Here is a 19,322-nt window from a genome sequence, read left to right on the forward strand (position 1 = left end):
CGAAGTCAGCTCAAAACACCGTTTTGAGGTTGTAGATGAAACTGACGAAGTCAGCTCAAAACACCGTTTTGAGGTTGTAGATGAAACTGACGAAGTCAGCTCAAAACACCGTTTTGAGGTTGTAGATGAAACTGACGAAGTCAGCTCAAAACACCGTTTTGAGGTTGTAGATGAAACTGACGAAGTCAGTAACCATACATACGGTAGGGCGACGATGACGTGGTTTGAAGAGATTTTCGAAGAGTATTAACTATTATGCTTTACAAACTAGTGTGAAAGTAGTATACTATAGGTGAAGCTACTAGTAGGTATTACAAAATAGGCAAGGAGGGAGAAGGGATGAAAGAAACTCAGCTATTAAAAGGTGTTCTTGAAGGTTGTGTCTTGGATATGATTGGTCAAAAAGAGCGATATGGTTATGAGTTGGTTCAGACTTTGCGAGAGGCTGGATTTGATACTATCGTTCCAGGAACTATTTACCCTTTGTTGCAAAAGTTAGAAAAAAATCAATGGATAAGAGGCGACATGCGTCCGTCGCCAGATGGTCCAGATCGGAAGTATTTTTCGTTAACGAAAGAAGGAGAAGAGCGTGTCTCAGTCTTTTGGCAACAATGGGACGATTTGAGTCAAAAAGTAGAAGGAATTAAGAATGGGGGTTAAACCATGAAGAAAATGAAGTATTATGAAGAAACAAGCGCCTTGTTGCATGAGTTTTCTGAGGAGAATCAGCAGTATTTTGAGGAGTTGTGGGATAGTTTTAATCTTGCTGGATTTCTCTATGATGAGGACTATCTCAGAGAGCAAATTTATTTGATGATGTTAGATTTCTCAGAAGCAGAACGAGATGGCATGAGTGCAGAGGATTATCTAGGTAAGAATCCTAAAAAAATAATGAAAGAGATACTCAAGGAAGCACCACGCAGTTCTATCAAGGAGTCACTGTTGACGCCAACCCTTGTCCTAGCGGTATTACGCTACTATCAACTATTAGGTGATTTTTCTAAAGGTCCTCTCTTAAAAGTCAATTTGCTCACATTTTTAGGGCAACTTCTTATTTTTCTGATTGGATTTGGACTTGTGGCCACAATTTTACGAAGAAGTTTAGTCCAAGATTCTCCTAAAATGAAAATTGGCACCTATATTGTCGTTGGGATTCTTGTTCTGCTAGTCGTTCTAGGATATGTAGGAATGGGAAGTTTTATACAAGAAGGAGCCTTTTATCTTCCTGCTCCTTGGGATAGTTTCCTTGTCTTTACGCTTTCTCTAGTCATCAGTATTTGGAATTGGAAAGAAGCGGTCTTTCGTCCCTTTGTCAGTATGGTTGTTGCCCATCTTATTGTAGGTTCTCTGCTCCGTTACTATGAGTGGATGGGCATTTCACATGTTTTCTTCACAAAAATCATTCCTTTAGCTGTTCTCTTTATTGGTATTTTTCTCTTGTTTCGTGGATTTAAGAAGATAAAATGGAGTGAAATATAGTCAAAAAGCCGTTGCAAAGCAGTTTTTTGTTATAATGAAGAGAAGAATGGTAGAAATTTAAGGAGAAAAATTTGATGAGATACATAACTCTTGGTCAAGATGACAAAGAATTATCAGAAATTGTTCTCGGAATGATGAGAATAGAAGATAAGTCTGTAAAAGAAGTTGAAGAGCTTGTAGAAACAGCACTTTCTGTTGGAATCAATGCTTTTGACTTGGCTGATATATATGGTCGTGGTCGTTGTGAAGAACTGTTAGGTATTGTCCTAAAAAATCGTCCAGATTTAAGAGAAAAGATGTGGATTCAGTCCAAATGTGGCATTCGCATTGAAGAATTTACCTATTTTGATTTTTCTAAGGACTATATTATAAAATCAGTAGACGGAATTTTGCAAAGATTGAAGATTGATCATCTAGATAGCTTGCTCCTTCATCGACCAGATGCTTTGATGGAATCTGACCAAGTAGCAGAAGTCTTTGATCTCCTTTATAAACAAGGTAAGGTTCGAAATTTTGGAGTTTCTAATCAAAATCCTATGATGATGGAGTTGCTTAAAAAAGATGTCAAGCAGCCGTTAGCTGTTAATCAGTTACAATTGAGTGCGGCTTTTACTCCAGGATTCGAATCAGGTTTTCATGTTAATATGGAAGATAGTCAAGCAGCTATGCGAGATGGCAGCATTTTTGAATATTGCAAATTACATGATGTGGTCATTCAAGCATGGTCTGTCTTACAATTCGGGTATTTTAAAGGGAATTTTGTTGGAAATGAGAAATTTCAATCTTTAAATCAAGTACTTGATCGTTTAGCTATTAAATATGGAGTAACCCCTTCAACTATTGCCATTTCTTGGATATTGCGTTATCCAGCAAAAATGCAGGCAGTCGTAGGTACCACAAATCCTAATCACTTGAGAGAAGTTAGCCAAGCGGCAAACTTTAGCTTAACAAGAAAAGAATGGTATGAAATTTATCTTGCAGCAGGGAATAACTTGCCGTAAGTAGAAGCAGATGTAAATAAATCACAGTCAAAAAGCCGTTGCAAAGCGGTTTTTTTGTTATAATGAAGGGAAGAATTATTGATTTTAAAGGAGAATAACATGACTTTTGAAGAAATCCTGCCTGGGTTAAAGGCTAAGAAAAAATATGTACGAACTGGTTGGGGAGGTGCTGAAAACTATGTCCAACTTTTTGATACTATCGAGCAAAATGGGGTTGCACTTGAAGTGACGCCCTACTTCCTAATCAACGTTTCTGGCGAAGGAGAAGGTTTTTCCATGTGGAGTCCGACACCTTGTGATGTTTTGGCGACGGATTGGGTAGAAGTGCATGACTAGACGCGTATTGATTACGGGAGTAAGTTCAGGGATTGGTCTGGCTCAGGCTCGACTCTTTTTAGAGAAGGGCTATCAAGTTTATGGAGTTGACCAAGGTGAAAATCTACTCTTAGAGGGTGATTTTCACTTTTTACAGAGAGATTTGACCTTGGACTTGGAACCTATTTTTGACTGGTGTCCTCAGGTTGAGGTTTTGTGCAATACTGCTGGAGTTTTGGATGATTACAAACCACTGTTGGAACAATCAGTGCAGGAAATTCAGGAGATTTTTGAAATCAACTACGTTACTCCAGTAGAGTTGACTCGGTATTATTTGACACAAATGCTAGAGAATAAAAAAGGAATCATTATCAATATGTGTTCCATTGCTTCTAGCCTAGCAGGTGGAGGTGGTCACGCCTATACTTCCTCTAAGCATGCCTTGGCTGGCTTTACCAAGCAGTTGGCTCTAGACTATGCTGAAGCTGGGATTCAGGTCTTTGGTATCGCTCCAGGAGCAGTCAAGACAGCTATGACCTCTGCAGATTTTGAGCCAGGTGGATTGGCTGACTGGGTTGCTAGTGAAACACCAATCAAGCGCTGGATTGAACCAGAGGAAGTGGCAGAAGTCAGTCTCTTTTTGGCCAGTGGTAAGGTATCTGCCATGCAGGGTCAAATTCTGACAATAGATGGTGGCTGGTCTTTGAAGTAGGAGGATTTGGATGGAAATCAAAAGACACTTTTGAGTCTACGCTGTTTGCTTTGAAAATGGGAAGTTACTCTGCATTGAAAAAACGAGAGGCCCTTATCAACATCGGTATGACCTACCGGGTGGTAGTCAGGAACTCGGTGAGGGGTTGACAGAAACCCTCAAGAGAGAAGTTTTGGAAGAGACGGGATTTACTGTTAGAAGCTACTCTAATTCTCGAATCTACGATGTTTTCGTCAGGGAAGAGTTAAAAAATTTTATAGTTCACCATGTCATGGCCTTGTATGATGTAGAAATGAATGAGAGTGCACCTCAAGTTACGACTTCGGAAGCTGTGTCTGATGGTGCGAATGATTCACTTGGATATATTTGGATGGATATTCAAGAGATTACAGAAGAAAATGTATCGCCATTAGTCTTGAAGGTTAAGTCTGAATTATTAGGACTTCCAGAACTGGACAAGACTTCTTACATGAATTGGAAGGTGAAGTAGGAGGATAATGGAACTATTTAAAACATGGAAGAAAAATATGGTTCTCTATGGTCTTAAATCTCAAATTGGAACTGTCTACAGAAACAATGATAGGACAACAAGCTTTTGTGATGTTGGGAATTTTCTATACCTAGCAGGGGAGTTGGATTCCAGATTTTGGGAAGATTTTGTTAGAAAATATGGTTTAGATTATAAGATTATTATTTCAGAAAATACTAATTGGCAAGATTTTCTGCATCGAAAAGTGGGGCTAAATTCTTTTACTCGCTATTCTTTTAAAGATAAGGCAAATTTTCAAGTTAAATTTCTAAATGATCTAGTTACTCATTTAGAGGAAGGTTACAATATTGTGCCTATTGATAATCATATTTATAACTGCTTTTCTACGGAAGAATGGTCACAGGATTTACAGGGGGATTTTGAGTCCTATCAGGATTTTGTTTTAAAAGGTGGATTTGGCTTTGTGATTCTTAAAAATAATGAACTGATTGCTGGAATTTCCTCAGGGTTAGTTTACCGTGAAGCAGTTGAAGTGGAAGTTGCAACTAGACCAAACGAACAAGGAAAGGGATTTGCTAAAAAGCTTGGTGCTGCAATGATTCTAGAGAGTTTAAATAGGGATATGTTTCCACTTTGGGATGCTCATAATGAGGCTTCCAAAAAAGTAGCAGAATTTTTAGGATATGAGTTAGCTGAACCTTATGAAGCTTTTGAACTAGAGGAAATTTTGATATAATTATATATGATGTTGTATCTTTTAAGACGAGGTGAATGGCTATGAAAAATCAACTTGCCCTTAGTGGCGAAAAAATTATTGAAAAAGTTTACCCCTAATTATTTCACCACGTCGGCATGATTCGTGGGGAATACTTGTTGAGAGAGCTCAACCAAAACATACTGTTACCTAGTTGTCAGCAATTTGTAAAAGATTATCTAGAGACTATCTGCTCCCTGTACTCAGATGAAGAAGTTTGGTATCGTTTTACTGAATTAACGAATACAGAAGCCAATTGTTTAGTGGGGACTAAAGAGTTTTTTGACGAAGGGCATCCCTTGTTTGGCTATAGAGGAACTAGGCGTTTACTGGCGTGTTTGGATGAATTTCAGGCTGAAGCACATGTCGTTACAGAAGTTTATCAAACCAACCCCAATCTATCTGTTATCTTTCCTTTTGTCAATGATGCCGACCAATTAAAACAAGCTATTACAGTATTGCGTCAGTATGGCTTTACTGGGAAAGTCGGAACGATGATTGAATTACCGTCAGCGTATTTTGACTTATCTAGTATACTGGAAACGGGCATTTCAAAGATTGTAGTTGGAATGAATGATTTGACTTCCTTTGTTTTTGCGACTATGAGAAACAGTCAATGGCATGATATGGAAAGTCCAATAATGTTAGATATGCTAAGAGATATGCAGGATAAAGCAAGAAAGAACAAGATTGATTTTGCTGTAGCAGGCTATCTGAATACTTCTTTCATACAAAAAATGAATCAGTTGGGTATCAAGTGCATTATCCACTACAGTTCTATTCCAGAGATTTTTGATTTAGAGATTGACCATCCAGATCATCTTAAACACATAAAAGAAGAAAGTAAAAAATTACAAAGGAGTACCCATGATACCGCAAGAAATGTGGAATAAATACAAGCAAATCAATCCTTTGATCGGAGATGAAATCGATGCTTGGGCTTTTGGAGTTGAACCAGATCTTTTAGCGGATTTGGTGTTTAAAGGAGAAAAGACAGCAACAGCATCAGCCTATGACCTCTATGTACTAGAAGACGAACCACTTCCCCAAGTAGGGACCTTCGATATCATTTTAGATAGTCAAAATCAGTCTGTCTGCATTGTCGAAATTACAAAGGTTTCTGTTGAACTCTTCAATCAAGTTTCTGCGCAACATGCCTTTAAGGAAGGTGAGGGAGACAAATCACTTGCCTATTGGCGCCAGGTTCATGAGGACTTTTTCACAGAGTGGATGAGGGAGGCAGGACAGAATTTTACACCTGACATCAAAGTTGTTTTAGAAGAATTTCGCAAGGTCTACCCACTGTAGACTGCTAGACGGAAGAAAGTTTTGGAAATTGCCGTCCAATCCTTTTTTCTCAAGCAAAATATGATATAATAAGTTTGTTTGAAGAAGAGCAGCAGCTCTTAAACTTAGAATAGGAGAAAACTATGCAAGCAGTTGAACATTTTATTAAGCAATTTGTTCCTGAACATTATGATTTATTTTTAGACTTGAGTCGTGAGACCAAGACGTTTTCTGGGAAGGTGAGCATCACTGGTCAAGCACAGAGTGACCGTATTTCCCTTCACCAAAAAGACTTGGAAATCGCTTCTGTAGAAGTTGCAGGTCAAGCTCGTCCATTTACAGTTGACCATGAAAATGAAGCCCTTCATATCGAATTGGCTGAGGCTGGTCAAGTTGAAGTGGTTCTTGCCTTTTCTGGTAAAATCACAGATAACATGACAGGGATCTATCCTTCTTACTATACAGTTGACGGAGTGAAGAAGGAAGTCTTGTCTACTCAGTTCGAGAGCCATTTTGCGCGCGAAGCCTTCCCATGTGTGGATGAGCCAGAAGCCAAGGCAACTTTTGACCTTTCTCTACGTTTTGACCAAGCAGAAGGTGAATTGGCCTTGTCTAACATGCCAGAAATCGATGTTGAAAACCGTAAGGAAACAGGTATCTGGAAGTTTGAGACAACACCTCGCATGTCTTCTTACTTGTTGGCCTTTGTTGCGGGTGATTTGCAAGGGGTAACCGCTAAAACCAAGAATGGTACCCTCGTTGGTGTATACTCTACCAAAGCACATCCACTTTCTAACCTTGATTTCTCTTTGGACATTGCCGTTCGCTCAATCGAGTTTTACGAAGATTACTACGGAGTTAAGTACCCAATTCCTCAATCTCTCCACATCGCCCTTCCTGACTTCTCAGCTGGTGCTATGGAAAACTGGGGTCTTGTGACCTACCGTGAAGTTTACTTGGTTGTCGATGAGAACTCTACATTTGCTAGCCGTCAACAAGTTGCCCTTGTTGTGGCCCATGAATTGGCTCACCAATGGTTTGGTAACCTCGTAACGATGAAATGGTGGGATGACCTTTGGCTCAATGAAAGCTTTGCCAACATGATGGAATACGTCTGTGTGGATGCTATTGAACCAAGCTGGAATATCTTTGAAGATTTCCAAACAGGTGGAGTACCTCTTGCTCTTGAACGTGACGCGACTGATGGCGTTCAGTCTGTCCACGTCGAAGTTAAACATCCAGATGAAATCAATACACTCTTTGACGGCGCTATCGTCTATGCCAAAGGAAGTCGCCTCATGCACATGCTTCGTCGTTGGCTAGGAGATGCTGATTTTGCCAAAGGTTTGCATGCCTACTTTGAAAAACATCAGTACAGCAATACAATTGGTCGTGACCTTTGGGATGCCCTTGGTCAAGCGTCAGGACGTGATGTCGCAGCCTTCATGGATTCTTGGTTGGAACAGCCTGGTTACCCAGTTCTTACTGTCAAAGTTGAAAATGATGTCTTGAAGATTTCACAAAAACAATTCTTCATCGGTGAGAACGAAGACAAGAACCGTCTCTGGGTTGTGCCACTCAATAGCAACTGGAAAGGCTTGCCAGATACACTTGAAACTGAAAGCATAGAAATTCCAGGCTACGCAGCTCTTCTTGCTGAAAATGACGGAGCTCTTCATTTCAATACTGAAAATACAGCCCACTACATTACAGACTATCAAGGGGACTTGTTGGATGCAGTTCTTGCTGACCTAGTTGAGCTTGATAACACAAGCAAACTGCAAATCGTCCAAGAACGTCGTTTGCTTGCTGAAGCAGGGCACATTTCTTATGCTGACTTGTTCCCAGTCCTTGATAAACTTGCCAAGGAAGAGTCTTACCTTGTCGTTTCAGCTGTTTCTCAAGTGATTTCGGCCCTTGAGCGCTTTATCGATGAAGGAACAGAAGCTGAGACAGCCTTCAAAGTACTAGTTGCTAAATTGGCTCGTCACAACTATGACCGTCTTGGTTTTGAAGCTAAAGACGGCGAATCAGATGAGGATGAGTTGGTTCGTCAGTTGGCTGTTTCTATGATGATTCGCTCAAATGATGCAGAAGCTAGTCAAGCCGCTAGCCAAATCTTCGCGGCTCACAAGGAGAATCTTGCAGGACTTCCAGCAGCTATTCGCTCACAAGTTCTGATCAATGAGATGAAACATCATGAGACTAAAGACTTGTTAGCACTTTATCTTGATACTTATACTCACGCAACAGATGCTGTCTTTAAACGTCAGTTGGCAGCTGCTCTTGCTTACAGTACAGATGCGAACAATATCCAAACCTTGATTGCTTCTTGGAAGGACAAATTTGTGGTGAAACCACAAGACTTGTCTGCTTGGTATTACCAATTCCTAGCTCATCAAGCAACTCAGGAAACAGCTTGGTCTTGGGCGCGTGAAAACTGGGCTTGGATTAAGGCAGCCCTTGGAGGAGATATGAGCTTTGATAGCTTTGTTATCCTTCCTGCACACGTATTTAAGACTCAGCAACGCTTGGCGGAATACAAAGAATTCTTTGAACCGCAACTTTCTGACCTTGCTCTTAGCCGTAACATCGGTATGGGAATCAAGGAAATTGCAGCGCGTGTTGACTTGATTAACCGTGAAAAAGCTGCAGTGGAAGCAGTCGTTCTTCAATACGGAAACGCATAAATAAGTCTAAAATAAAAAGAAAACTCAGCTATCTCATGTAAAATGCAGAGAGTTGAGTTTTTTTTAAGGCAAATTTGGTATAATGGTTTTAATAAGGAGGAGTTTCTCATGATAAAAATCTTATTGGTTGAGGATGACCTAGGCCTGTCAAATTCAGTATTTGACTTTTTAGACGATTTTGCGGATGTCATGCAGGTATTTGATGGGGAAGAAGGTCTCTACGAAGCTGAGAGTGGCGTCTATGACTTGATTTTGCTTGATTTGATGTTGCCAGAAAAAAATGGCTTCCAAGTCTTGAAAGAATTGCGTGAAAAGGGGATTACGACTCCAGTTCTGATCATGACCGCCAAGGAAAGCTTGGATGACAAGGGACATGGATTTGAACTGGGAGCGGATGATTATCTGACCAAACCTTTTTACCTAGAAGAACTCAAAATGCGGATTCAAGCCCTTCTCAAACGTTCAGGCAAGTTTAATGAAAACACCTTGACTTATGGAAATATTGTAGTTAATTTGTCAACAAATACCGTTAAGGTTGAAGATACTACTGTCGAATTGCTGGGGAAAGAGTTTGATTTACTGGTTTATTTCCTTCAAAATCAAAATGTTATTTTGCCTAAGACTCAGATTTTTGATCGTCTATGGGGATTTGATAGTGACACAACGATTTCGATTGTCGAAGTTTATGTTTCAAAAGTCCGTAAGAAATTAAAAGGAACCACTTTTGCAGAGAATTTGCAAACCTTGCGCAGTGTTGGGTATATTTTAAAAGATGTTCAGTAAACTAAAAAAAACATGGTATGCGGATGACTTTAGTTATTTTATCCGCAACTTTGGTGTCTTTACCCTGATTTTCTCCACCATGACCTTGATTATTTTGCAGGTCATGCATTCGAGTCTCTATACTTCGGTGGATGATAAGCTTCATGGCTTGAGCAACAATCCTCAGGCAATTATTCAGTTGGCGTTAAATAGGGCGACAGAAGAGATTAAAGATTTGGAGAATGCTGCTACAGATACTAGTAAGACTGATGTAAAACCCAATGTTAGTTCCAATACAGAGGTTATTCTTTTTGATAAGAATTTCACTCAGCTCCTTTCTGGAAATCGATTTTTGGGCTTGGATAAGATTAAGTTAGAAAAGAAAGAACTAGGCCATATCTACCAGATTCAGGTTTTTAATAGCTATGGGCAGGAAGAAATCTATCGCATGATTTTGATGGAAACGAATATCAATTCGGTTCCAACCAATATCAAGTATGCTGCTGTCTTGATAAATACCAGTCAGTTAGAGCAGGCCAGTCAAAAGCATGAGAAATTGATTGTGATTGTGATGGCAAGTTTCTGGATTTTGTCTTTGCTTGCCAGTCTCTATCTAGCTAGGGTTAGTGTTAGGCCCCTGCTTGAGAGCATGCAGAAGCAACAGTCCTTTGTGGAAAATGCCAGTCATGAGTTACGAACTCCACTCGCAGTTTTGCAAAATCGCTTAGAGACCCTTTTTCGTAAGCCAGAAGCTACCATTATGGATGTGAGTGAAAGCATTGCATCGAGCTTGGAAGAAGTCCGAAATATGCGTTTTTTGACGACAAACTTGCTGAACTTAGCTCGTAGAGATGATGGGATTAAGCCAGAACTTGCAGAAGTTCCAACTAGCTTTTTTAATACGACTTTCACAAACTATGAGATGATTGCTTCGGAAAATGATCGTGTCTTCCGTTTTGAAAATCGGATCCATCGCACGATTGTCACAGATCAGCTTCTCTTGAAGCAGTTGATGACTATCCTATTTGATAATGCTGTCAAGTATACTGAAGAGGATGGTGAAATTGATTTTCTTATCTCGGCGACCGATCGCAATCTGTATTTACTTGTTTCTGATAATGGAGTCGGTATTTCGACAGAAGATAAGAAGAAAATTTTTGACCGCTTTTATCGAGTTGATCAGGCTAGAACCCGACAAAAAGGTGGTTTTGGTTTAGGATTATCTCTGGCCAAGCAAATTGTAGACGCCTTAAAAGGAACCATTACTGTCAAAGATAATAAACCCAAGGGAACGATCTTTGAAGTGAAGATTGCCATTCATACACCATCTAAAAAGAAAAAATAAACATATCGCTCCAGATGGGGCGATATGTTTATTTTTTAAGTTTTCGTTTGATAATAGAGCGTTGGACTTTTAAAACAAGTAAGCTGGATACTATTGCTGCAGGTAAGGCGAGCACAGTTGTTAATTTTAATGACAAAAAGATAAAACTAAAGATGGCAATGCAGATACAAAAAACAGCGATATTGACAAAAAATAAAATTTCTTTGAGATTGCTATCAGCTTGTGCTTCAGGTGTATAAGCTTGATAATGAGGAAGTTGCTGGTTTAATTCTTCTTGATAGTCTACCTCATAGGATTGTAATTTTCTTACGGGCATGATTCTCTCCTTAACAGTACATACCTATTTTATCATTTTTTCGGTAGAGAATTATTACAGAAAGGTTACAAAAAGAATAAAGTCCCTTTTCATTTTCAAAGCATGGCTGATTTTGGAGAAATGTGGTATAATTTTCCTTATGGAAAAGATTATCATTACAGCAACTGCTGAAAGTATTGAACAAGTTGAACAACTACTCGAAGCTGGCGTAGACCGTATCTATGTTGGCGAGAAAGATTTTGGCCTTCGTCTGCCAACGACCTTTAGTTATGACCAATTGCGTGAAATCGCTAAGCTGGTTCATGATGCTGGTAAGGAATTGATTGTTGCAGTCAATGCCCTCATGCACCAAGATATGATGGACCGTATCAAACCTTTCTTAGACTTTTTGGAAGAAATCAAGACAGACTACATTACGATTGGGGATGCAGGTGTCTTTTATGTGGTCAATCGCGATGGTTATTCATTTAAGACCATCTACGATGCTTCAACTATGGTAACTAGCAGTCGCCAGATTAATTTCTGGGGACAAAAGGCTGGCGCATCTGAGGCTGTTTTGGCGCGTGAAATTCCATCGGCTTAACTCTTCAAAATGCCAGAGATTTTAGAAATTCCTGCTGAAGTTTTGGTTTACGGAGCTAGCGTTATTCACCATTCTAAACGTCCGCTCTTGCAAAATTACTATAATTTTACGCACATCGATGATGAAAAGACGCGCAAGCGTGACCTCTTTTTGGCTGAGCCAAGTGCCCCAGAGAGCCACTATTCCATTTTTGAAGATAATCATGGTACCCACATCTTTGCTAATAACGACCTTGATTTGATGACAAAATTAACAGAATTGGTGGAGTATGGCTTTACTCACTGGAAATTAGAAGGTCTCTATACACCTGGTCAGAACTTTGTTGAGATTGCAAAACTTTTTATCCAAGCTCGTAGCTTGATCCAAGAGGGCAACTTTAGCCATGACCAAGCCTTCTTGCTGGATGAAGAAGTGCGCAAGTTACATCCTAAAAACCGTTTCCTTGATACAGGATTTTATGACTACGATCCTGATATGGTTAAATAGAGTAAATGATTCGTTGAGAGAAGGAAGATGTAAACATTTCTTCTCTCAATTTTTCGTATTTCTTCACCATTTTCAACAAATCAGTAAGCTAGGATGCTCTGTTTACTGGGAATTTTAATACAAGTAACCTTCTTGAGTTTGAAAATTATCCCATGTTTGCAGGTGCCAAATGGCCCTTTTTTTGGTATAATTTTTTATAATGAAAACGATTGGTAATCGCTATGTTGTGGTGGATTTAGAGGCAACTAGCACAGGTAGTAAGGCTAAAATTATCCAAGTGGGAATTGTCGTGATTGAGGACGGAAAAATCGTTGATCACTATACGACGGATGTCAATCCACATGAACCCTTAGATGCTCATATCAAAGAACTGACAGGATTGACAGACCAACGTCTGGCGCAAGCACCTGATTTTTCACAGGTTGCTAGAAAAATCTTTGACTTGGTGGAGGATGGGATTTTTGTGGCCCATAATGTTCAGTTTGATGCCAATCTTTTGGCGGAAAATTTATTTTTTGAAGGCTATGAACTAAGAAATCCTCGTGTTGACACGGTCGAATTGGCCCAGGTCTTTTTCCCTGAACTGGAAAAATATAGCTTGCCTATTTTGTGCAGGGAATTAGGAATTCCTCTAAAACATGCTCATACAGCCCTTTCAGATGCCCAAGCTACTGCGGAATTACTCTTATTTCTACGGGAAAAGATGGCCCAACTTCCTAAAGGTCTCTTGGAACGCTTGCTGGAAATGGCTGATGCACTCTTATATGAGTCCTACCTGGTTATTGAAGAAATTTATCGCAACCAATCTATTCTGAGTTCTTCAGATTTGGTCCAAGTTCAAGGACTGTATTTCAAGAAAATTGCAGCTCCTCTGGAGTCACGAAAACTATCTCAGGATTTTTCTAAAAATATTTCTCTGTTGAATCTTGAAGTGAGGGAGGAACAAGAAAGTTTTGCTAAAGAGGTTGGCTTGCTATTGAAAGATGAGCTTGTCTCTCTGATTCAAGCTCCAACTGGGATTGGGAAAACCTATGGCTATCTCTTACCCGCCTTATCTCAAGTGACAGAGCGACAAATTGTCCTTAGTGTTCCGACAAAGATTCTTCAAAATCAAATCATGGAGGAAGAAGGTAAACGTCTTAAGGATGTGTTCCATATAGATATTCATAGTTTAAAGGGACCACACAATTATCTGAAGTTGGATACCTTTTATCGTTCCTTGCAGGAAAATGATGAAAATCGCTTATTTAGACGCTTCAAAATGCAACTCTTGGTCTGGCTGACAGAGACAGAAACGGGGGATTTGGATGAGATTGGTCAACTCTACCGTTACCAACATTTTCTGACAAACCTTCGTCATGATGGGAATTTATCATCCCAGAGCTTATTTGTGACGGAAGATTTTTGGAAACGTAGTCAAGAAAGGGCACAAACCTGCAAGCTTTTAGTGACCAATCATGCCTATCTTGTAACCAGACTTGAAGATAATCCTGAATTTGTCAGTGACCGTTTGTTGATTATTGATGAAGTTCAAAAGATTTTGTTGGCTCTAGAAAATCTGCTTCAAGAGACCTACGATATCCAGTCTATTATCGATTTGCTTGATAAGGCTTTACTGGAGGAGCAAAATAAGGTCCAGCAACGAATACTAGAAAGTATTCGCTTTGAGTGTCTCTACTTGATCGAACAATTTCAGTCTGGCAAATCTAGGAAAAATATCTTAGATTCTCTTGCCAATCTCCACCAGTATTTTTCAGAATTAGAGGTAGAAGGCTTTGGGGAACTGGTTCGCTATTTTACAGCTGACCGAGATTACTGGCTTGAAGCAACTGAAACGAGTCAAAAGAAAATTCAGATTTCTTCTACGAAATCAGGCCGTATTCTTCTATCTTCTTTAGTGCCTGATTCATGCCAAGTCTTGGGAGTATCGGCTACTCTTGAGATTAGTCAAAGAGTTTCTTTGGCAGACCTTCTAGGCTATCCTGAAGCCAAATTTGTTAAGATTGAAGCTGGTAAAAAACAGGATCAAGAAGTGGTCTTGGTCAAAGATTTTCCTCTAGTAACAGAAACTTCCTTAGAAGTCTATGCCAAAGAGGTAGCTGAATTGCTGATGGAAGTTAAAGATTTCCAACAACCGATTTTGGTTCTCTTTACTGCTAAAGACATGCTTCTAGCAGTATCGGATTTACTCCCTGTAAGTCACTTGGCCCAGTATAAAAATGGTGATGTTCATCAGCTTAAGAAACGCTTTGAAAAAGGTGAACAACAAATCCTGCTTGGTGCAGCAAGTTTCTGGGAGGGAGTTGATTTTTCAAGTCATCCTTTTGTGATTCAAGTTGTACCAAGACTTCCTTTCCAAAATCCTCAAGAGCCCTTGACGAAAAAGATCAATAAGGAACTAATTCAAGAAGGGAAAAATGCCTTTTATGATTATCAATTGCCAATGGCCATTATTCGTTTAAAACAGGCTTTGGGAAGAAGTATGAGACGTGAACACCAACGTTCCTTAACTCTTATTTTGGATAGGAGAATTGTCGGAAAACGATACGGCAAGCAAATAGTGACTTCTCTAGCAAAAGAAGCGAGTGTTACAACGATTGCTCAATCTGAAGTTAATGAGGCTATTGATAGATTTTTAAATGAACTTTGATAAATAGTATTGTATGAAAGTATAAGGTTAGTGTATATGAAACGTTCTCTCGACTCTAGAGTCGATTATAGTTTGCTATTGCCAGTATTTTTTCTACTGGTTATTGGCGTGGTGGCTATCTATATAGCTGTTAGTCATGATTATCCAAACAATATTCTGCCCATTTTAGGGCAGCAGGTCGCCTGGATCGCCTTGGGGCTTGTGATTGGTTTTATCGTCATGCTCTTCAATACAGAGTTTCTTTGGAAGGTGACCCCCTTTCTATATATTTTAGGCTTGGGACTCATGGTCTTGCCGATTGTCTTTTATAATCCAAGCTTAGTTGCATCAACGGGTGCCAAAAACTGGGTATCGGTAAATGGTGTTACCTTGTTCCAACCGTCAGAATTTATGAAGATATCCTATATCCTCATGTTGGCCCGTGTGATTGTCCAGTTTACCAAAAAACATAAGGAATGGAGACGCACGGTTCCGCTGGACTTTTTGTTAATTTTTTGGATGATTCTCTTTACTATTCCAGTCCTAGTTCTTTTGGCACTTCAAAGTGACTTGGGGACGGCTTTGGTTTTTGTAGCCATTTTCTCAGGAATCGTTTTATTATCAGGGGTTTCTTGGAAAATTATTATTCCAGTATTTGTGACTGCTGTAACAGGAGTTGTTGGTTTCTTAGCCATCTTTATTAGCAAGGACGGACGAGCTTTTCTTCACCAGATTGGAATGCCGACCTACCAAATCAATCGGATTTTGGCTTGGCTCAATCCCTTTGAGTTTGCCCAAACAACGACTTACCAGCAGGCTCAAGGGCAGATTGCCATTGGAAGCGGTGGCTTATTTGGACAAGGGTTTAATGCTTCTAATCTGCTTATCCCAGTTCGAGAGTCGGATATGATTTTCACGGTCATTGCAGAAGATTTTGGCTTTATTGGCTCTGTCCTTGTTATCGCCCTTTATCTCATGTTGATTTATCGTATGTTGAAGATTACTCTCAAATCAAATAACCAGTTCTACACCTATATTTCCACAGGTTTGATTATGATGTTACTCTTCCATATCTTTGAGAATATCGGCGCTGTGACGGGCTTGCTTCCTTTGACTGGGATTCCCTTGCCTTTTATTTCGCAAGGAGGATCGGCTATTATCAGTAATTTGATTGGTATTGGCTTGCTTTTATCGATGAGTTACCAGACTAATCTAGCTGAAGAAAAGAGCGGAAAAGTCCCACTCAAACGGAAAAAGGTTGTATTAAAACGAATCAAATAAGGAGAAAATCATGGTTAAAGTAGCAGTAATGTTAGCTCAGGGCTTTGAAGAAATTGAAGCTTTGACAGTTGTAGATGTCTTGCGTCGAGCAAATATCACTTGTGATATGGTAGGATTTGAGGAGCAAGTAACAGGTTCGCATGCAATCCAAGTAAGTGCAGATCGTGTTTTTGATGGTGATTTATCAGACTATGACATGATTGTTCTTCCTGGCGGTATGCCTGGTTCTGCACATTTGCGCGATAATCAGGCCTTGATTCAAGAGTTGCAAAGATTCGAGCAAGAAGGGAAGAAACTAGCAGCCATTTGTGCGGCACCAATTGTCCTCAATCAAGCAGGGGTATTGAAAAACAAGCAGTACACTTGTTATGATGGTGTTCAAGAGCAAATCCTTGATGGTCACTACGTCAAGGAAACAGTAGTGGTAGATGGTCAGTTGACAACCAGTCGGGGTCCCTCGACAGCCCTTGCCTTTGCCTACGAGTTGGTAGAGCAACTAGGAGGAGACGCAGAGACTTTACGAACAGGAATGCTCTATCGAGATGTCTTTGGTAAAAATCAGTAAAACGGGAGTTATTCTCTCGTTTTTTATGTGGAAAAATCAGGGAAATCATCGCTTTTTTCATAAAAAAATGCTATAATGAAGGGTATGAAATATCACGATTATATCTGGGATTTAGGTGGAACTTTACTGGATAATTATGAAATTTCAACAGCTGCATTTGTTGAAACATTGGCACTGTATGGCATTATACAAGACCATGACAGTGTCTATCAAGCTTTAAAGGTTTCTACTGATTTGGCGATTGAGACATTCGCTCCCAATTTAGAGAATTTTTTAGAAAAGTACAAGGAAAATGAAGCCAGAGAGCTTGAACACCCGATTTTATTTGAAGGAGTTTTTGACCTATTGGAAGACATTTCAAATCAAGGTGGCCGTCATTTTTTGGTCTCTCATCGAAATAATCAGGTTTTGGAAATTTTAGAAAAAACCTCTATAGCAGCTTATTTTACAGAAGTGGTGACTTCTAGCTCAGGCTTTAAGAGAAAGCCAAATCCCGAGTCCGTGCTTTATTTAAGAAAAAAGTATCAGATTAGCTCAGGTCTTGTCATTGGTGATCGACCGATTGATATCGAAGCAGGTCAAGCTGCAGGACTTGATACCCACTTGTTTACCAGTATCGTGAATTTAAGACAAGTATTAGACATGTAAGAAAAAGGAATAAGATGACAGAAGAAATCAAAAATCTGCAGGCACAGGATTATGATGCCAGTCAAATTCAAGTTTTAGAGGGCTTAGAGGCTGTTCGTATGCGTCCAGGGATGTACATTGGATCAACCTCAAAAGAAGGTCTTCACCATCTAGTCTGGGAAATTGTTGATAACTCAATTGACGAGGCCTTGGCAGGATTTGCCAGCCATATTCAAGTTTTTATTGAGCCAGATGATTCGATTACTGTTGTGGATAATGGGCGTGGTATTCCAGTCGATATTCAGGAAAAAACAGGTCGACCTGCCGTTGAGACTGTCTTTACTGTCCTTCACGCTGGAGGAAAATTTGGCGGTGGCGGATACAAGGTTTCAGGTGGTCTTCACGGCGTGGGGTCGTCAGTTGTTAATGCCCTTTCAACTCAATTAGACGTTCATGTTCACAAAAATGGTAAGATTCATTACCAAGAATACCGTCGTGGTCATGTTGTCGCAGATCTTGAAATAGTTGGAGATACGGATAAAACAGGAACAACTGTTCACTTCACACCGGACCCAAAAATCTTCACTGAAACAACAATCTTTGATTTTGATAAATTAAATAAACGGATTCAAGAGTTGGCCTTTCTAAATCGCGGTCTTCAAATTTCAATTACAGATAAGCGTGAAGGTTTGGAACAAACCAAGCATTATCATTATGAAGGTGGGATTGCTAGTTACGTTGAATATATAAACGAGAACAAGGATGTAATCTTTGATACACCAATCTATACAGACGGTGAGATGGATGATATCACAGTTGAGGTAGCCATGCAGTACACAACAGGTTACCATGAAAATGTCATGAGTTTCGCCAATAATATTCATACCCATGAAGGTGGAACGCATGAACAAGGTTTCCGTACGGCACTGACTCGTGTTATCAATGATTATGCTCGTAAGAATAAGTTACTGAAAGACAATGAAGATAATTTAACAGGGGAAGATGTTCGCGAAGGCTTAACTGCAGTTATCTCAGTTAAACACCCAAATCCACAGTTTGAAGGACAAACCAAGACCAAATTGGGAAATAGCGAAGTGGTCAAGATTACCAATCGCCTCTTCAGTGAAGCCTTCTCCGATTTCCTCATGGAAAATCCACAGATTGCCAAACGTATCGTAGAAAAAGGAATTTTGGCTGCCAAGGCTCGTGTGGCTGCCAAGCGTGCGCGTGAAGTCACACGTAAAAAATCTGGTTTGGAAATTTCCAACCTTCCAGGGAAACTAGCAGACTGTTCTTCTAATAACCCTGCTGAAACAGAACTCTTCATCGTCGAAGGAGACTCAGCTGGTGGATCAGCCAAATCTGGTCGTAACCGTGAGTTTCAGGCTATCCTTCCAATTCGCGGTAAGATTTTGAACGTTGAAAAAGCAAGTATGGATAAGATTCTAGCTAACGAAGAAATTCGTAGTCTTTTCACAGCCATGGGAACAGGATTTGGCGCAGAATTTGATGTTTCGAAAGCCCGTTACCAAAAACTCGTTTTGATGACCGATGCCGATGTCGATGGAGCCCACATTCGTACCCTTCTTTTAACCTTGATTTATCGTTATATGAAACCAATCCTAGAAGCTGGTTATGTTTATATTGCCCAGCCACCAATCTATGGTGTCAAGGTTGGAAGCGAGATTAAAGAATATATCCAGCCGGGTGCAGATCAAGAAATCAAACTCCAAGAAGCTTTAGCCCGTTATAGTGAAAGTCGTACCAAACCGACTATTCAGCGTTATAAGGGGCTAGGTGAAATGGACGATCATCAGCTGTGGGAAACAACCATGGATCCCGAACATCGCTTGATGGCTAGAGTTTCTGTAGATGATGCTGCAGAAGCAGATAAAATCTTTGATATGTTGATGGGGGATCGAGTAGAGCCTCGTCGTGAGTTTATCGAAGAAAATGCTGTCTATAGTACACTTGATGTCTAAAAAATAGGGAGAAGTAGT

Annotated in this window: 16 protein-coding genes and 4 pseudogenes; 19 read left to right on the top strand and 1 reads right to left on the bottom strand. The window is 39.9% G+C overall.

Annotated features, from left to right (window positions below; genetic code table 11):
• The 13 genes and pseudogenes from HT701_RS06930 to ciaH all read left to right on the top strand — a co-directional run.
• Positions 1–250, top strand: a pseudogene (locus HT701_RS06930) (hypothetical protein); the annotation flags it as partial.
• Positions 251–339: 89 nt separating this feature from the next.
• Positions 340–660: a PadR family transcriptional regulator gene (locus HT701_RS06935; RefSeq protein ID WP_000665422.1), complete on the top strand. Its 321-nt coding sequence runs from the start codon at positions 340–342 to the stop codon at positions 658–660.
• A 3-nt stretch (positions 661–663) separates the two neighbouring features.
• Positions 664–1,479, top strand: a complete 816-nt coding sequence (locus tag HT701_RS06940) for a hypothetical protein (RefSeq protein WP_172931354.1) — start codon at positions 664–666, stop codon at positions 1,477–1,479.
• Positions 1,480–1,553: 74 nt separating this feature from the next.
• Positions 1,554–2,480, top strand: a complete 927-nt coding sequence (locus HT701_RS06945) for an aldo/keto reductase (RefSeq protein ID WP_119920086.1) — start codon at positions 1,554–1,556, stop codon at positions 2,478–2,480.
• Between the two features lie 99 nt (positions 2,481–2,579).
• A complete protein-coding gene (locus tag HT701_RS06950; RefSeq protein WP_000141913.1) occupies positions 2,580–2,816 on the top strand; it encodes a DUF2829 domain-containing protein in 237 nt (78 codons plus the stop codon).
• Positions 2,809–3,507: a 3-oxoacyl-ACP reductase gene (locus tag HT701_RS06955; RefSeq protein ID WP_119920085.1), complete on the top strand. Its 699-nt coding sequence runs from the start codon at positions 2,809–2,811 to the stop codon at positions 3,505–3,507. The genes HT701_RS06950 and HT701_RS06955 overlap by 8 nt, the downstream gene beginning before the upstream one ends.
• A 10-nt stretch (positions 3,508–3,517) precedes the next feature.
• Positions 3,518–3,997 (top strand): annotated as a pseudogene (locus tag HT701_RS06960) (NUDIX hydrolase).
• 7 nt (positions 3,998–4,004) lie between these two features.
• Positions 4,005–4,733, top strand: a complete 729-nt coding sequence (locus tag HT701_RS06965; protein WP_172931355.1) for a GNAT family N-acetyltransferase — start codon at positions 4,005–4,007, stop codon at positions 4,731–4,733.
• Between the two features lie 41 nt (positions 4,734–4,774).
• Positions 4,775–5,644, top strand: a pseudogene (locus HT701_RS06970) (putative PEP-binding protein).
• Positions 5,619–6,059, top strand: coding sequence for an ASCH domain-containing protein (locus tag HT701_RS06975; RefSeq protein WP_172931356.1), 441 nt, complete (start codon positions 5,619–5,621; stop codon positions 6,057–6,059). The pseudogene HT701_RS06970 and the gene HT701_RS06975 overlap by 26 nt, the downstream one beginning before the upstream one ends.
• A gap of 122 nt (positions 6,060–6,181) precedes the next feature.
• Positions 6,182–8,728 (top strand): M1 family metallopeptidase, encoded by a 2,547-nt coding sequence (locus HT701_RS06980; RefSeq protein WP_172931357.1) that lies wholly within the window; start codon positions 6,182–6,184, stop codon positions 8,726–8,728.
• Between the two features lie 108 nt (positions 8,729–8,836).
• Complete coding sequence (ciaR, locus tag HT701_RS06985) at positions 8,837–9,511, top strand: two-component system response regulator CiaR (protein ID WP_172931358.1); 675 nt, start codon at positions 8,837–8,839, stop codon at positions 9,509–9,511.
• Positions 9,501–10,835, top strand: a complete 1,335-nt coding sequence (gene ciaH / locus HT701_RS06990) for a two-component system sensor histidine kinase CiaH (RefSeq protein ID WP_172931359.1) — start codon at positions 9,501–9,503, stop codon at positions 10,833–10,835. The genes ciaR and ciaH overlap by 11 nt, the downstream gene beginning before the upstream one ends.
• Positions 10,836–10,863: 28 nt before the next feature.
• Here ciaH and HT701_RS06995 read toward each other — a convergent pair whose 3' ends face one another.
• A complete protein-coding gene (locus HT701_RS06995; protein WP_112443507.1) occupies positions 10,864–11,151 on the bottom strand; it encodes a DUF3270 domain-containing protein in 288 nt (95 codons plus the stop codon).
• 139 nt (positions 11,152–11,290) lie between these two features.
• Between HT701_RS06995 and HT701_RS07000 the strand changes: the two are divergent.
• The 6 genes and pseudogenes from HT701_RS07000 (at position 11,291) to gyrB (ending at position 19,304) form a co-directional block, all read left to right on the top strand.
• Positions 11,291–12,220: pseudogene (locus HT701_RS07000) on the top strand (peptidase U32 family protein).
• 199 nt (positions 12,221–12,419) lie between these two features.
• Positions 12,420–14,870, top strand: coding sequence for a bifunctional DnaQ family exonuclease/ATP-dependent helicase (locus tag HT701_RS07005; protein ID WP_172931360.1), 2,451 nt, complete (start codon positions 12,420–12,422; stop codon positions 14,868–14,870).
• A 36-nt stretch (positions 14,871–14,906) separates the two neighbouring features.
• Entirely contained in the window at positions 14,907–16,130 is a 1,224-nt protein-coding gene (locus HT701_RS07010; protein ID WP_172931361.1) for an FtsW/RodA/SpoVE family cell cycle protein, read from the top strand.
• Between the two features lie 10 nt (positions 16,131–16,140).
• Positions 16,141–16,695, top strand: coding sequence for a DJ-1 family glyoxalase III (locus HT701_RS07015; protein ID WP_138705348.1), 555 nt, complete (start codon positions 16,141–16,143; stop codon positions 16,693–16,695).
• An 84-nt stretch (positions 16,696–16,779) separates the two neighbouring features.
• Complete coding sequence (locus HT701_RS07020; protein WP_031222428.1) at positions 16,780–17,343, top strand: HAD family hydrolase; 564 nt, start codon at positions 16,780–16,782, stop codon at positions 17,341–17,343.
• 14 nt (positions 17,344–17,357) lie between these two features.
• Positions 17,358–19,304, top strand: coding sequence for a DNA topoisomerase (ATP-hydrolyzing) subunit B (gene gyrB / locus HT701_RS07025; RefSeq protein WP_138705349.1), 1,947 nt, complete (start codon positions 17,358–17,360; stop codon positions 19,302–19,304).
• The last annotated feature ends 18 nt before the right edge of the window (positions 19,305–19,322 follow it).

Origin of the sequence: Streptococcus sp. 10824 (assembly GCF_013276595.1) — a bacterium.
Classification (GTDB): domain Bacteria; phylum Bacillota; class Bacilli; order Lactobacillales; family Streptococcaceae; genus Streptococcus; species Streptococcus pseudopneumoniae.

Bases quoted from the DNA above. Each gene is read 5' to 3' on its own strand.
- HT701_RS06935 (WP_000665422.1), top strand. From the start codon at position 340: ATGAAAGAAACTCAGCTATTAAAAGGTGTTCTTGAAGGTTGTGTCTTG.
- HT701_RS06940 (WP_172931354.1), top strand. From the start codon at position 664: ATGAAGAAAATGAAGTATTATGAAGAAACAAGCGCCTTGTTGCATGAG.
- HT701_RS06945 (WP_119920086.1), top strand. From the start codon at position 1,554: ATGAGATACATAACTCTTGGTCAAGATGACAAAGAATTATCAGAAATT.
- HT701_RS06950 (WP_000141913.1), top strand. From the start codon at position 2,580: ATGACTTTTGAAGAAATCCTGCCTGGGTTAAAGGCTAAGAAAAAATAT.
- HT701_RS06955 (WP_119920085.1), top strand. From the start codon at position 2,809: ATGACTAGACGCGTATTGATTACGGGAGTAAGTTCAGGGATTGGTCTG.
- HT701_RS06965 (WP_172931355.1), top strand. From the start codon at position 4,005: ATGGAACTATTTAAAACATGGAAGAAAAATATGGTTCTCTATGGTCTT.
- HT701_RS06975 (WP_172931356.1), top strand. From the start codon at position 5,619: ATGATACCGCAAGAAATGTGGAATAAATACAAGCAAATCAATCCTTTG.
- HT701_RS06980 (WP_172931357.1), top strand. From the start codon at position 6,182: ATGCAAGCAGTTGAACATTTTATTAAGCAATTTGTTCCTGAACATTAT.
- ciaR (WP_172931358.1), top strand. From the start codon at position 8,837: ATGATAAAAATCTTATTGGTTGAGGATGACCTAGGCCTGTCAAATTCA.
- ciaH (WP_172931359.1), top strand. From the start codon at position 9,501: ATGTTCAGTAAACTAAAAAAAACATGGTATGCGGATGACTTTAGTTAT.
- HT701_RS06995 (WP_112443507.1), bottom strand. From the start codon at position 11,151: ATGCCCGTAAGAAAATTACAATCCTATGAGGTAGACTATCAAGAAGAA.
- HT701_RS07005 (WP_172931360.1), top strand. From the start codon at position 12,420: ATGAAAACGATTGGTAATCGCTATGTTGTGGTGGATTTAGAGGCAACT.
- HT701_RS07010 (WP_172931361.1), top strand. From the start codon at position 14,907: ATGAAACGTTCTCTCGACTCTAGAGTCGATTATAGTTTGCTATTGCCA.
- HT701_RS07015 (WP_138705348.1), top strand. From the start codon at position 16,141: ATGGTTAAAGTAGCAGTAATGTTAGCTCAGGGCTTTGAAGAAATTGAA.
- HT701_RS07020 (WP_031222428.1), top strand. From the start codon at position 16,780: ATGAAATATCACGATTATATCTGGGATTTAGGTGGAACTTTACTGGAT.
- gyrB (WP_138705349.1), top strand. From the start codon at position 17,358: ATGACAGAAGAAATCAAAAATCTGCAGGCACAGGATTATGATGCCAGT.